Raw genomic sequence first — 13,201 nt, 5'->3', positions numbered from 1 at the left:
AATCACCCTGGTTTGCAGTGCACAGGAGAATATCGTTGTCCGCATCATCTCGAGGCGCTATGAAAAATAGCAACCGCCAATGGCCTAAACGCGCCCTCGCGCTTTTTGGGCTTATCGTGGTCGTTATCTATGCGCTGGTCTTTTTCACCGGAAACCGCCAAGCCACCCCAAAGCTAGGCATTGACCTGCAGGGCGGCACGCGCGTTACCTTGGCACCACAAGGTGAAGACCCCACCCAGGACCAGCTACGGCAGGCGCGCAATATTTTGGAACAGCGCGTGAACGGTATGGGCGTTTCTGGTTCCGAGGTCGTCATCAACGGCAATACCCTCGTCATCACAGTACCGGGCGAGGACGCCTCGCAGGCCCAAGCAGTGGGGCAGACCTCTCAGTTGTACTTCCGCCCGGTGGCGCAACCCTCGGCGCCGGATTTGGACAAGCTCGACAAAGAGCTGGAGGATATGGCCAACCGCTGGGTCAAATACGGCGTCCTAGATAAGGACGAAGCTAACAAGAAGTTGGAAGACGTCACCAACGCCGTGGCCCAGCAAGAAGCGCAGGCTGAGGGCAAGGAAGCGAAGGACGTCAAGGCCCCGAAGGTTTCCGCTAAGCCTTTGGATGAGCCGTCCAACTCAATTGAGCAGACCGAGCGTCGCGATGAAATCACCGAGATGTTGTTGAAGGACCGTCAATCGGAGGATCCGACTACGCAGGCAGCGGCCTCTTCCCTTTTGACGTGCCAGGGAGCCGCTGACCCGCTGGCTGGCGCAGACGATCCGTCCAAGCCTTTTGTTACCTGTGATTACGACAGCGGCACTCCTTATGTCTTGGAGCCGGCCCCGTTGCTCAGCGGCATCGAGGATGAAGACGGTACCCGCTTGACGGGTAATGAGATTGATACCAATTCCCCGATCAACGGTGGCCTCAACCCGCAGTCCGGCCAGATGGAGATCAGCTTCTCCTTCAAGACCGGTAATGGCCCGAACGGTTCCCAGACCTGGGCGGACCTCACGCGGGAGCACCTGAACGATCAGATTGCCATCACCCTTGACTCGGCCGTGATTTCGGCGCCGGTTATCCAGGGAGCTACCCCGTACGGTTCCGCTACCTCCATTAACGGCGACTTCAGTCAAGAAGAGGCCAATAACCTAGCCAATAACCTGCGTTACGGCGCATTGCCGCTGTCCTTTGCCGGCGAAAACGGCGAGCCCGGTGGCACGGTGGAGTCCATTCCTCCGACACTGGGTAAGGCAGCGCTAGAAGCTGGTCTTTGGGCTGGCTTGGCAGGCTTGATTTTGGTCATCCTTTACTCGCTGTACTACTTCCGCGCGCTCAGTGGTGTGTCCGTTATCTTCTTGCTCGGCTCTGCCCTGCTGACCTACGGCGCTATTGTGCTGCTGGGGCGCTGGATTGGTTACTCGCTCGACCTTTCCGGTATCGCCGGTTTGGTCATCGGTGTCGGTGCGACAGCGGACTCGTTCGTGGTCTACTACGAGCGCATCAAGGATGAACTCTTAGAAGGTAGAACCTTTAGGTCAGCAACGCAGAAGGCCTGGGAGCGCTCGCGCAGCACCATCGTGACCGGTAATGCGGTGACACTCATCGGTTCTGTCATTGTCTACTTCCTCGCCATCGGTGAAGTGAAGGGCTTCGCGTTTACTTTGGGCCTGACCACGGTCTTCGACCTCGTCGTGTCCTTCTTGGTCATGGCACCGTTGATGCAGATTATTGGCCGCCGCCCTGCGGCAGCCAAGCCATCGATGAATGGTTTGGGTGGAATTTATGCGCTAATTGAAGAGCGGCGCGAGCGCGGCTACTACGGAGATTCCCGTTCTGCCGCTACTACGCCGCAGGAGCGCTCCACTGAAAATTCGGCATCCGTTGGCGCCGATTCGTCTGAGAGTTCTTCGCCCTCAGCAGCTGCGGAAGATGAGGAGAAATAATCATGGCCGTATCGACTAAAAATAAGATTTCGCGTTTAGATCGCCTCTATGAAGACGAGCGTGGCTATGACTTCATTGGCCATACCAAACGGTGGTACGGGATTACCGCCGCGCTCCTCGTCGGTGCCATCGTCGCTATCTTGATTCGTGGATTTACGCTTTCCCTCGACTTTGAGGGTGGCACCACCTTGTCCATGCCTGCTGGGGACTTGAAAGAAGACGAGGTAGCTACCGTCTTCGAGGACTCCACTGGCGTTGAACCGGAGCAAGTGCGCATCGTTGGTGCCGGTGATTCTGAGACGCTCGAAATCACCTCTGAGCGCTTGAGCCAAGAAGAGGTAGACAGCGCTCGGTCTGCCATCTACGAGGAATTCCAACCCAAGGATGAAAACGGGGAGGCCACCCCGGACGCCATCGGTTCTTCCACCGTGTCCGAATCGTGGGGCTCCTCGATTACGCAGCGCATGATCCTCGCCATGATCGTATTCCTCGTTGCAGCGACAATCTATGTGGCGGTACGCCTGCAAAAGATTATGGCTTTTGCCGCCATTTTGGCGCTAATTATTGATGGCATCGTCATCGCCGGTATCTACGCCCTCTTCGGGTTTGAAGTTTCTCCCGCCGTCATCATCGGTTTGCTCACCGTCCTGACCTTCTCCATCTATGACTCCGTCATCGTCTTTGACAAGGTCAATGAGAATACGGCCGGGCTGGAAGGCCAACGATCTAAGACCTATGGGGAACTCGCCAACTTGGCGATTAACCAGACGGTCATGCGTTCCATTTCCACCTCTATCATTTCCGCGCTGCCTATTATCGCGCTGTTCGTCATTGCCGTATGGCTTATGGGCATCGGTACGCTGCGCGATTTGGCGCTGATCCAGCTCATTGGCGTTATCGAGGGTATTTTCTCCTCGATTTTCTTGGCCACTCCGTTGGTGGTGACGTTTGCTAACTGGACTAAGCGCGTCAAGCAGCACACGCAGCGTGTGCTAGATTACCGCGCAGGTAAATCTGAGGAAGGTGAACCAGCGGATGCGGGTTCTGCAAAGCGCAAGGTGGTTACGCCTTCCGATGTCGGGGCCAAGACGCACAAGGAAGTGGCAGAAGAACAAACTGATCACGGCAGCAGTGCCTCCGGCCATACCGGTGCTACGTGGCGCCCGGGCCGCTAAGTGCCCTTGAACACGGCATAATCAGGCAGACTAAAGCTTGGTCTTTTTAGGAGAAAAGGGGTTGTGCGTACCGTGGAACGCAGATTAGGCACCACACGGTGGTGGGGGCGCCGTCCCAAAATCACGGCGGTTGCAGCGGGGCTTTCCGCCCTTGCGCTGGTAGCGGCCTCGTGCAGCAGTGAGGAATCCGAGAGCGGTGACCAGGCTACGCCCAGCGATCCGGAGTCCTACAACTACGCCGGATATATGGTTAACTCTCAGCTGACCACGACGAATGCCGGCACCGCCTTCGGCAGCACCACCTCAGCGGCCCAACTTTCGACGCGGCTTTATCCCGGCCTTTTTGTCCCGGGGCCCTCCGGGCAGCTTATTCCCAATGCGGATTTGGTAGAGACCGAAGAGCTTCCGCCGGCAGCTGATAGTGATCAGGAAAGCGTGCGTGTGACGCTTGCCGATGACGCCACATTCTCCGATGGTGCCCCCGTCACCTGCGATGATTACCTGCTTGCCTATACGGCTGGCACGCACCCGGTTGAATTTGCCTCGCATATGCCGCTGATGAATGACATCGCGGATATCGAGTGCGCACCGCAGAGCAAGGCCTTTACACTGACTTTTCAGAAAGACCAGGGACATCGGTGGCGCCAAATGTTTGGCCCTGGCACCGTCATGCCTGCGCACGCGCTTGCGCAGAAGACGGATTTGACCGTAGAGGAACTCAACGCGGCCTTGCACGCAGAAGACATGGCGACGTTGCAGCCAGTAGCGGAATTGTGGCGCTATGGGTTTTCTACAGCCAAGGATGACTTTGACCCAGAGCTACAGGTGTCCTACGGCCCATTTACCGCGGATAAGGTGGGCGATTCCGGCGAGGTTTTCTTAAAAGCCAATGAGCAGTATCGCGGCGACAAACCTGCCTTGGATCGCCTCGTTATTTGGCCAAGTACGGCGAACGCACAGGAACTTGCGGATAAGGGCGTTCTCAAGGTGGCAGACTCCGCCATCGCGGCGCCCGACTGGCTCTCAGGGAACGCGGGCAAGGACGCAGAATCCGAGGAAGGTAACGACGCCCCAGAATCCACAAATGGATCTGACTCGAATAAAGAACACGGCTCCGATGGGGAGGACTCCGCGGGCGCTGACAATACCGAGTTTGAAACAACCACCAAGGTGGGCCTGCAAACCGATACGTTGACGCTGTCGCAGGCTGGGATTTTTGCAGCGCCTTCTGCTAGGAAGGCATTTGCTGCCTGCGTCGACCAAGCGGCGTTAGCACAAAAGAGCTCCGAAATATCTGGTGTCGATGTTCCACCGGCTTATGTGCGTACCGTCTCTGTCCAAGATCCGGTAGCCCAAACGCTAGGCTCGGTGGCGAAGGACCACGAGGGAACGGACATGGCTGCGGCCGGCCAGTTGAATGGATCCACCATCAAGGTGGGCTACGTTGGCCCGGATAAGCGCTATCAGGCGATGGTCGATGCGCTGCGCGCCTCCTGCGAACCGGCGGGGATTACCATCGAGGATGCTGCGGAGGAGAACCTATCGCAGTTTTATCTCAACCCTGATCCGGAAACGGGGCAGCCAACCATCGATGCCTTCTTGGGCCCAGTCGATCCGCTGACCGAGTACTCCGCCGCTGATTCCAGCATCAAAAACTCCGTTCAGCTCAAGGAGCAGGAAGAGCAGCTGTGGGAGAGTGTTCCCTCCATTCCGGTCGCTGCGCAGCCGCGCGTGTTCATCGTTCATCGCGACGTGGAGGGTGTCCTGCCGTACACTGGCATCTCGGGCATCGGCTGGAATATGGACCGTTGGCACGTGTCGACACAAGAACCTGTGGAAAAGGCCTAGGCCTTGTTCGCTCCTAAATTAATTCTCGCTATTTAGTTCTCAAGGAAGATGATGACCTCTCACTACGAATCAGCAGCACAAGCATTGCGCGATAACGTGCGCCTTGTGCAGGACTTTCCAGAAGAAGGGATTCTTTTTGAAGACCTCACACCGGTATTAGCCGATCCTGAGGCATTTCAGGCCGTTGTTGATGGACTCGCGGCCGCGTGCGAGGAGCTGGGTGCGGATCTCATTGGCGGCTTGGATGCCCGCGGGTTCCTGCTTGGCTCTGCCGTGGCGTACAAACTGGGTTTGGGCATTTTGGCCATTCGTAAGAAGGGCAAGCTTCCGCCGCCGGTATATACCGAGGAATACGAACTGGAATATGGTTCGGCCGCGTTGGAGATCCCCGCCAGCGGCGTTGATGTGAAGGGCAAGCGCGTGGTGCTTGTCGATGACGTCCTAGCCACCGGTGGCACCCTCCACGGAGCCAAACTGTTGCTGGAGTCTGCAGGTGCCGAGGTCGCGGGCAATGTAGTGGTGCTAGAAGTTAAGGGTCTTAATGGTCGTGAACGCTTATCGGGCCCGCCGCTCATTGTGCTGGATGACGCTGACTAAGATGGTGTGTCTAAGCTAGATCACACGATCTGGAAAGGCGCTGCAGCCAGCAATAAAGGCTGCGGCATTGTGAAGGGCGGTAGAGATGGCCACGGATAAGTCAGCAAAACGCCAGGCTAATAACGGGATGCGGAGCATGTCTGCTCGGCTTGCCCGGTCACTGACCGGCGGGCGGGTCAAGATTAACCCCGTGCTCGATCCCCTCATGTCTATCCACCGGAAATTCCATCCCAAGGCGGATGCGGAACTACTCAACGCTGCCTATAACACCGCGGAAAGGTTGCATGAGGGAGTATTCCGCAAGTCGGGTGAGCCGTATATTACCCACCCTCTGGCCGTAGCTACGATTGCCGCGGAAATCGGTATGGATACCACCACCATTGTTGCAGCGCTCCTGCACGATACGGTGGAGGATACCGATTACACGCTGGAGGATCTGACCCGAGACTTCGGGCCCGAAGTTGCCCGGCTCGTTGATGGCGTGACCAAGCTGGACAAGGTGGCCTTGGGTGCTGCGGCCGAGGCTGAGACGATCCGCAAGATGATCGTCGCCATGGCCAACGATCCGCGCGTCCTTGTCATCAAGGTCAGCGACCGGCTGCACAATATGCGCACCATGCGCTTTTTGCCTCCAGAAAAGCAGGCCAAAAAGGCGCGCCAAACGCTAGAAGTCATTGCCCCCTTGGCCCACCGGTTGGGCATGGCGAGCGTGAAATGGGAACTAGAGGATTTGTCTTTTGCCATCCTCTATCCCAAAAAGTACGACGAAATCGTGCGCATGGTGGCAGAGCGCGCGCCCTCGCGCGACCGCGCCCTGAAGGAAATCATCAACCAAGTGAGTGCCGCCTTAAAGGAAAATGGCATCGAGGCCGAAGTAATGGGCCGGCCGAAGCATTACTGGTCTATCTATCAAAAGATGGTCGTCCGCGGCCGCGAGTTCGCGGAGATCTTCGACTTGGTGGGCATTCGCGTGCTGGTGGATGACAGCAATAGCTGTTACGCCGCCATTGGCGTCGTGCACTCCATCTACCAGGCTCTGCCGGGGCGTTTTAAGGATTATATTTCCTCCCCGCGCTTCGGCGTCTACCAGTCTTTGCATACGACGGTGCTCGCGGACGGCGGAGCGACCCTGGAAGTGCAGGTTCGCACGCACGAGATGCACTACAACGCCGAATTCGGCGTCGCCGCGCACTGGCGCTATAAGGAAACGAAGGGAAAGAATTCTGGGCACCAAGAAGAGGTGGACCAGATGGCTTGGATGCGCCAGCTGCTGGACTGGCAGAAAGAAGCGGCTGACCCCAATGAGTTTCTCGATTCCCTGCGCTATGACCTGACGGCGCGCCAGATCTTCGCCTTTACCCCGAAGGGCGATGTGGTGGATCTGCCGGCGGGTTCCACTCCGGTGGATTTTGCCTATGCCGTGCATACGGAGGTCGGGCACCGCTGCATTGGTGCCAAGGTCAACGGCAAATTGGTGGCGCTAGAATCGCCGCTGAAATCTGGCGACAAGGTAGAAATCTTTACCTCCAAGGATCCTAACGCCGGCCCGTCGCGCGATTGGCAGGAATTCTTGGTCTCCCCGCGTGCCAAGGCAAAGGTCCGCCAGTGGTTTGCCAAGGAAAGGCGGGAGGAGCACCTTGAAGCCGGGCGCGATGCCTTGGCCACTGAGGTGCAGCGCGGCGGCTTGCCGATGCACCGCCTGTTTACCGCCAGCTCCATGAAGCAGGTGGCAGAACAGCTGCACTATTCTGATGTCGATGCCCTGTATACTGCCATCGGCGCAGGACATGTTTCCGCACAACACGTGGCCAACCAATTGGTCGCCATGTTCGGCGATCGCGATGATGCCGTGGATGCGCTGGCTTCTCGAACCCCGCTGTCGGAGCTCGAGCATTCTCGCGCGCAGCATACTAAGGACTCCGCCTCCGGCACGGGCATCTTGGTGGAGGGAAGCCCCGATGTCATGGCCAAGCTTGCGAAGTGCTGCCAGCCGGTGCCCGGGGACGCTATTTTCGGTTTCGTCACCCGCGGTGGGGGAGTATCCGTGCACCGTGCGGACTGCGCCAACGCGGAAAAGCTCAAATCCGAACCGGAACGCATGTTGAAGGTCGAATGGTCCTCTGGTACCTCTTCTACCGGCGCCTTTTCTGCCACGCTGCAGCTTGAGGCATTGGACCGTCAGGGCTTGCTGTCTGAGCTAACGCGGGTACTCAGTGACCAGAACATTAATGTGTTGACCATGAATTCGAACCGCGGCGAGGACCAAATTGCCACGATGCGATTCACCTTTTCAGTCTCGGATACCAAACAGCTGGGTTCGTTGATGACGACGCTGCGCAATACCGAGGGCGTCTTTGACGTCTACCGCGTGACCGCGTAACCGTTTGACTGCCTGGCTACCTCCCTGCGCGGTTGCTTGGTAGAGCAACGCGCGGGCTACGGGCAGGTGACGATTGTGTGAATTCTGGGCGGAGGAGAGGTAAAAGACCAGTTCACGGGTGGTGTGCTTTCTGCGAGTTGGTTAAGAAAGCGATATAAATTATCTGAATACTTTCTACGACACAGGAGTAATTATGCAGTTCCGCCGCATCGGCCAGTTGGTGGCCGCCACCACCGTCACCGCCGTCGCTCTCTTCGGCACGCAGGCCCTAGCGCAGGAGAACATGACCACCATCTCGGTTACCAATATCACTGACTTGCACGGTCACCTGGAAGATGGTCTGAGCGACCCTGCTAAGGCGGGCGATGAGATTGGCGTGGCTCGCCTGCAATCGCTTATCAAGCAGGTCAACGAAGGCCAGGAGTTCAACCTCACCTCTTCGGGCGATAACGTGGGCGGTTCTGCATTCGTCTCGGCCATCTCGGATGACAAGTACACCTTAGAGGCCCTCAATGCCATGGGTATGAAGGTCACCGCGGTGGGCAACCACGAATTCGACAAGGGCACCGAGGACCTAACGGATCGTATCCAGCCCGCTTCTGACTATCCCATCCTCGGCGCCAATGTATTAAAAGACGGCAAGCCGCTTTTGGATGCCTCTCATGTGGAAGAAATCGATGGCGTGAAGGTCGGCTACGTCGGCACCGTCACCCAAAACACCAAGTTCAAGGTATCCGCGGCAAAGATTCCGGGCGTTACCTTTACCGATCCTGTCGAGGCAACGAACAAAGAAGCCACTCGCTTGAAGGAAAGCGGCGAGGCAGATGTCGTGGTTTCCCTTTTCCACGAGGATGCGGAAGAATACGCAAAGGGCTTTAATAAGGACGTCGATATCCTCTTTGGCGGCGATACCCACCAGACCACCCAGGGAACGGTTGAACGCGACGGCGCGCTGCCACTGCAGTGGGCGCAAGGCTACGAGTATGGCAAGCTGCTTAACGATGCCGATATTACCTACGACAAGGCCGCGGGCAAGGTAAAAAGCATTGAGCTCAAGCAGTACGACGCGACTGCTGCGGCGCAGGTAGAGCCGGATGCTGAGATTGCGGGCATCGTTAAGAAGGCAAAGGATGAAGCCGAGGTAGAAGGCTCGAAGAGCGCTGGCACAGTCGAAACCGACTTGTTCCGCGGTTCCGATGAGGGGCAAAAGCCAGGCTCCAACCGCGGTGTCGAGTCCACCCTGAATAACTTCATCGCGGAAGGGCAGCGTTATGCCATGAGCAAGCAGGTGGGTGAGGACATCGACCTTGGCGTAATGAATGCCGGTGGAGTGCGCGCCGATTTGCAGGGTGGCGATGTAACGTACAAGGACATCTTTGAGGTCCAGCCGTTTGGTAACTCTGTTATTACCGCGAAGGTCTCCGGCAAGGACTTCATCACCGCACTAGAAAACCAGTGGCAGGAGGGTAGTAGGCCGCGTCTAGCCATGGGGCTGTCCAATAATGTCCAGGTGGTCTATGACCAAAAAGCATCTCACGGCCAGCGCGTCAAGGCGGTGACTGTTAATGGCGAGCCCCTCGATCCGAATAAGGACTATTCCATCGCGCTTTCTTCCTTCCTTGCTTCCAGCGACAGCGAAAAGGGCGGCGATGGTTACTTTGAAGCAGGCTCCATCAAGGACAAGAACGATGTGGGATACATGGACGCCCAAGCCATGATCGACTACATTGCGTCCGGTGAGTCCGAGGTCCGCAAGGGACAGGGCCAAATTGGCGCCCACATCGATGGCGCTATTGTCCCGGGCAAAGAAATCACCGTCGAACTGTCCAGCTTGAATTACACCAGTGAGGGCGAGCCAATGGCTAAGACCGTCACGGTGAAGTTGGGGGATGAGGAAGTATCTGCCGATATCGACAACTCCAAGCAGGAAGGCGATGACCAATTTGGCGAGCGCGGACGTGCGCAAGTGACGCTTACCGTTCCAGAAGGCCTAACTGGCTCTCAGAACCTAGAAATCACCACCGATGCTGGCACGCAAGCAATCCTGCCCGTGGAATTGGGTGACGCCAATGGTGCCCCGAAGATACCGCAAGGCTCTTCCTTTGGCGGCGCAGCCCTTGCCATCGTGGCGGCACTAGCGGCAGGAATCGCCTTTATTGGTTTAAATCCCCAGGTGCTGCCGGCACCACTGCGGGCCATCTTTGATGACCTGCGCAAGACTTTTCACATCTAATTAGGGATCCAATTCCTGCGGATACGCGAAAAGCGCTTTTCCTCGCTTAAAGGGGGAAAAGCGCTTATTTTTCTGTGCTGTGTCTTGCATCCTAGTAACCTCAAAAGCCGTGGATATCTTTGAACGGTTTTTACGCGAGGCTACTTTTCAACTAGGAATCGAGCTACATCGAGTTCCTGTTGTCATGTTGTCTACATTAGGCATCTATCTTGCCTTTATGGTCTTGGTAAAGCTTTTTGGTTCTCGCGTGTTGACCTCTATGACGGCCTCTGACGCGATCATCATCATTATGTTCGGTGCCGTTGCCGGGCGAGTGATCATTGGTGTTCCACCCACATTAGCGGCGGGTGTTATCGGGCTGACCACGCTGATGGCCCTGGAAGCTGCATTCGGCACCATCCGCAAGGTGGTGAAGTGGACGCGATTTTTGGATCGCCGCCCTGTTCTCATCGTCTTTCAGGGCGAGATGATTGACGATAATCTCACCGTGTCTCACATCACTCGCTCTGACGTGTATTCCGCTGTGCGAAAGGCTGGTTTAGCCCGCATGGAAGACGTTCAGATTATGGTTTTAGAGCCCACCGGGCACATATCTGTCATCAAGAATGGTCAGGACATAGACCCAGATATCTTTAATGACCTCGTTGGCTCTGGGTATATCAAACAGGCCAAAGAGTCTTAAAGATTTGATAGAGGGGGGAGAACTTCAGAACTACCTTTCGTAGAACCGCCGTGCAGTTCAATAAGAGCACGGCGGTTAAGCACTTTCAAGGCGCGTTAGCGTTTAGAAAGGAAGTTTGAAGTTCTTTAGAAGGTCATCGATGTTGATGTACTTATTGGCGAAAGCGAAGAGAGTACCCAGTGCACTGACAGCAGCAGTAATAACTTCGATCCAGGCCTTGACGGACTCAGGATTCGCGTCCTTGGAAGACAAGTCTTGCGTTTTCTTGGCGTCGTTTTGCTTGTTTGCATCCGAATCAATCTTCTGGCTAGGAGTGCCGGTGGAGGTGGCAGATGAGACCTGAGCGGCGGTATCCGCATTCTCTGCGGCAGTGGCCACGGTGGTGCCAGCGAGAGTAACGGATAGGGCGGTTGCGCCGGCGAGGAAGGCCTCGCGGGAGATAAGCTTCATTGTGTTTCCTATCAAGCTTGTGGTGTTCAAATGTTTAGATATTAGACGGCTTCGTAGCTGTCCGAATTACCCCAAGCTGATTTTAATAAAAAACATTATCAATAAGGAATGGGGGTGTTTTGAGGGGGTGATTAATGCAGATGGTGTGAATGGGAAGGATGTGCTTTCTGGAGTTACGTGCAGGTAGGAGGTTGGTCAAGGCAAAGCATCGGATATGAAAATGCCCCAGCGCCACGCCACGATTTAGTTCGTGCATTGCGCTGGGGTGAGGCAAATGTAGGGGGAATGGGGGAGGCGTCGGCAAGCGCCGGTGCCGCAGACTAGGCCTTTACCGTAGCCTTTTTGATCTTTACCTCTTCTGCAGGCTTGCCGTCTTCTTGGCCGCCTGGGAGACCGCCCTGCTCGCCGGTGTCTACGCCGGCCTCGGCAATCTTGTCTAGGGTCTTGAGGCCATCTTCGGTGATGGTGCCAAAGTAGGTGTAGTTAGGAGGCAACTCCGAGTCATCGTAGTTAAGGAAGAACTGGGAGCCGTTGGTGTCCGGGCCGCTATTGGCCATAGCGACGGAACCGCGGGGGTAGACAACTGGGTTCTGCAAGTCCTCGTCATCAGTTTCATCGGTGGGGTACTCATTCGCAAAGCTGAAGCCTGGGCCGCCGGTACCGGAACCGGTGGGATCGCCGCACTGGAGCACATTCAAGCCACCAGAGGTCATGCGGTGGCAGACGGTGTCATCGTAGAAGCCGGAGTCAGCCAGTTCCGAAATGGCGTGGGTGGTACAAGGCGCGGTGGCACGGTCTAGGTTCATCTCGATCGGGCCCTGGGTGGTATCGAAGGACACGGTGACAGTGCCCTCGGTGGAAATATCCTTGCCGTCGGGCTTCTTGGCACCGTGGCCATCCTGCCCATTGTCCTTGTACTCGCACTGGACGGTTGCCGGCAGGGCTTCCGCGCGCTTGCCGCTCAAGGGCTCTGCCTTGGGGGCTTCCTGCGTGGTCTGTGCTTCCGAGGTATCTTCCGCCTGGATTTCGCCCTCAGAGCCATCGCGGGTGGAGAGGAAGTAAATTCCTCCGGCAATGCCGAGGATGACGACGAGCGAGGCTACGGCGACACCAAAAGGACGAGTCTTTTGTTTGCGGTCACGGGACTTTAGCTCGCGGTCGAGCTTGTGCATCGCGTCTTCTCCGCGCTTTTTATTATCTGGCACCGTGGGACAACCTTTCTAGCGATTATCGGTGACGTATCTCAACTAGGACGATTTTAGCGGCTTTGCGGACGTGGGGCTGACTTGGCTCGGGGATTGGCATCAGCAAAAAGCGGTGAGCTATAGCGGGGAAGCAAAAGTATCAGTACGCTCGGGGCCATGGCTGAAGTTAAATTTTCTGACGAACCTACCCAAACCGCTGGTGAACTTCCCGCAGTAGGGGAGTCCATCCCAGAGTTCACCCTCGTTGGCACCGACCTTTCTGAGGTCACCAATAAGGATTTCGAGGGCAAGCGCCTCGTTATCTCGATTTTCCCTTCCATCGATACCGGCGTGTGCCAGCAGCAGCTGCGCACCTTTAACGAGAAGGCCGCGGGCCTAGACAACACCGTTGTCTTGTCTGTCTCCCGCGACCTTCCCTTCGCGCTGGATCGTTTCTGCGCCGCAGAGGGCATTGAAAATGTGGACACCGCTTCCGATTTCCGCTCCGATTTTGGCGAGAAGTTCGGCGTGACCTTGCAAGGCTCCCCACTCAAGGGCCTATTGGCACGCTCCGTTGTAGTCACCGACGCTGACCACAAGGTCATTTACAACGAGTTGGTGCCGGAGGTAACCACTGAGCCGGACTACGACAAGGCTCTTGCAGCCCTGCAATAAAGCTTTAAGCTGGCAGGATCTTTAAATCCAGCAC

The 13,201-nt window shown here is 56.6% G+C and carries 10 protein-coding genes; 8 read left to right on the top strand and 2 right to left on the bottom strand.

Annotated features, from left to right (window positions below; translation table 11 throughout):
- Positions 1–59 precede the first annotated feature (59 nt).
- The 7 genes from secD to ABRP98_RS06715 all read left to right on the top strand — a co-directional run bounded on the left by secD (position 60) and on the right by ABRP98_RS06715 (position 10,858).
- Positions 60–1,943 (top strand): protein translocase subunit SecD, encoded by a 1,884-nt coding sequence (gene secD, locus ABRP98_RS06745; RefSeq protein ID WP_284769709.1) that lies wholly within the window; start codon positions 60–62, stop codon positions 1,941–1,943.
- A 2-nt stretch (positions 1,944–1,945) separates the two neighbouring features.
- Complete coding sequence (gene secF, locus ABRP98_RS06740; protein WP_284784224.1) at positions 1,946–3,118, top strand: protein translocase subunit SecF; 1,173 nt, start codon at positions 1,946–1,948, stop codon at positions 3,116–3,118.
- Positions 3,119–3,190: 72 nt separating this feature from the next.
- The gene (locus ABRP98_RS06735) at positions 3,191–4,966 is read left to right on the top strand and encodes an ABC transporter substrate-binding protein (protein WP_284784223.1); all 1,776 of its coding nucleotides are present in this window, start codon (positions 3,191–3,193) and stop codon (positions 4,964–4,966) included.
- A gap of 51 nt (positions 4,967–5,017) precedes the next feature.
- Positions 5,018–5,563, top strand: a complete 546-nt coding sequence (locus tag ABRP98_RS06730) for an adenine phosphoribosyltransferase (RefSeq protein WP_284782245.1) — start codon at positions 5,018–5,020, stop codon at positions 5,561–5,563.
- A gap of 85 nt (positions 5,564–5,648) precedes the next feature.
- Positions 5,649–7,943 (top strand): RelA/SpoT family protein, encoded by a 2,295-nt coding sequence (locus tag ABRP98_RS06725; protein WP_284769712.1) that lies wholly within the window; start codon positions 5,649–5,651, stop codon positions 7,941–7,943.
- A gap of 193 nt (positions 7,944–8,136) precedes the next feature.
- Positions 8,137–10,176 carry a bifunctional metallophosphatase/5'-nucleotidase gene (locus tag ABRP98_RS06720; protein ID WP_349858225.1) on the top strand — a complete coding sequence of 680 codons (2,040 nt, stop codon included), beginning with the start codon at positions 8,137–8,139 and terminating at the stop codon, positions 10,174–10,176.
- Positions 10,177–10,285: 109 nt separating this feature from the next.
- Entirely contained in the window at positions 10,286–10,858 is a 573-nt protein-coding gene (locus ABRP98_RS06715; RefSeq protein WP_410755690.1) for a DUF421 domain-containing protein, read from the top strand.
- A gap of 102 nt (positions 10,859–10,960) precedes the next feature.
- Here the strand turns inward: ABRP98_RS06715 and ABRP98_RS06710 are convergent, their stop codons facing one another.
- Positions 10,961–11,308 carry a hypothetical protein gene (locus ABRP98_RS06710; protein ID WP_349858223.1) on the bottom strand — a complete coding sequence of 116 codons (348 nt, stop codon included), beginning with the start codon at positions 11,306–11,308 and terminating at the stop codon, positions 10,961–10,963.
- Between the two features lie 320 nt (positions 11,309–11,628).
- Positions 11,629–12,513, bottom strand: coding sequence for a peptidylprolyl isomerase (locus ABRP98_RS06705; RefSeq protein ID WP_284769715.1), 885 nt, complete (start codon positions 12,511–12,513; stop codon positions 11,629–11,631).
- A gap of 156 nt (positions 12,514–12,669) precedes the next feature.
- Here ABRP98_RS06705 and tpx point away from each other — a divergent pair, with 156 nt between their 5' ends.
- On the top strand, positions 12,670–13,167 hold the full coding sequence (gene tpx, locus ABRP98_RS06700; RefSeq protein ID WP_284769716.1) for a thiol peroxidase: 498 nt from the start codon (positions 12,670–12,672) through the stop codon (positions 13,165–13,167).
- Positions 13,168–13,201 lie beyond the last annotated feature (34 nt).

It is taken from the genome of Corynebacterium sp. KPL2838 (assembly GCF_040225455.1).
Taxonomy (GTDB): Bacteria; Actinomycetota; Actinomycetes; order Mycobacteriales; family Mycobacteriaceae; genus Corynebacterium; species Corynebacterium rhinophilum.
This window is presented reverse-complemented; position numbering and strand designations above follow the sequence as displayed.

Excerpts from the sequence above, each read along its gene's own strand:
- secD (WP_284769709.1), top strand. The coding sequence starts at position 60 with ATGAAAAATAGCAACCGCCAATGGCCTAAACGCGCCCTCGCGCTTTTT.
- secF (WP_284784224.1), top strand. The coding sequence starts at position 1,946 with ATGGCCGTATCGACTAAAAATAAGATTTCGCGTTTAGATCGCCTCTAT.
- ABRP98_RS06730 (WP_284782245.1), top strand. The coding sequence starts at position 5,018 with ATGACCTCTCACTACGAATCAGCAGCACAAGCATTGCGCGATAACGTG.
- ABRP98_RS06725 (WP_284769712.1), top strand. The coding sequence starts at position 5,649 with ATGGCCACGGATAAGTCAGCAAAACGCCAGGCTAATAACGGGATGCGG.
- ABRP98_RS06720 (WP_349858225.1), top strand. The coding sequence starts at position 8,137 with ATGCAGTTCCGCCGCATCGGCCAGTTGGTGGCCGCCACCACCGTCACC.
- ABRP98_RS06710 (WP_349858223.1), bottom strand. The coding sequence starts at position 11,308 with ATGAAGCTTATCTCCCGCGAGGCCTTCCTCGCCGGCGCAACCGCCCTA.
- tpx (WP_284769716.1), top strand. The coding sequence starts at position 12,670 with ATGGCTGAAGTTAAATTTTCTGACGAACCTACCCAAACCGCTGGTGAA.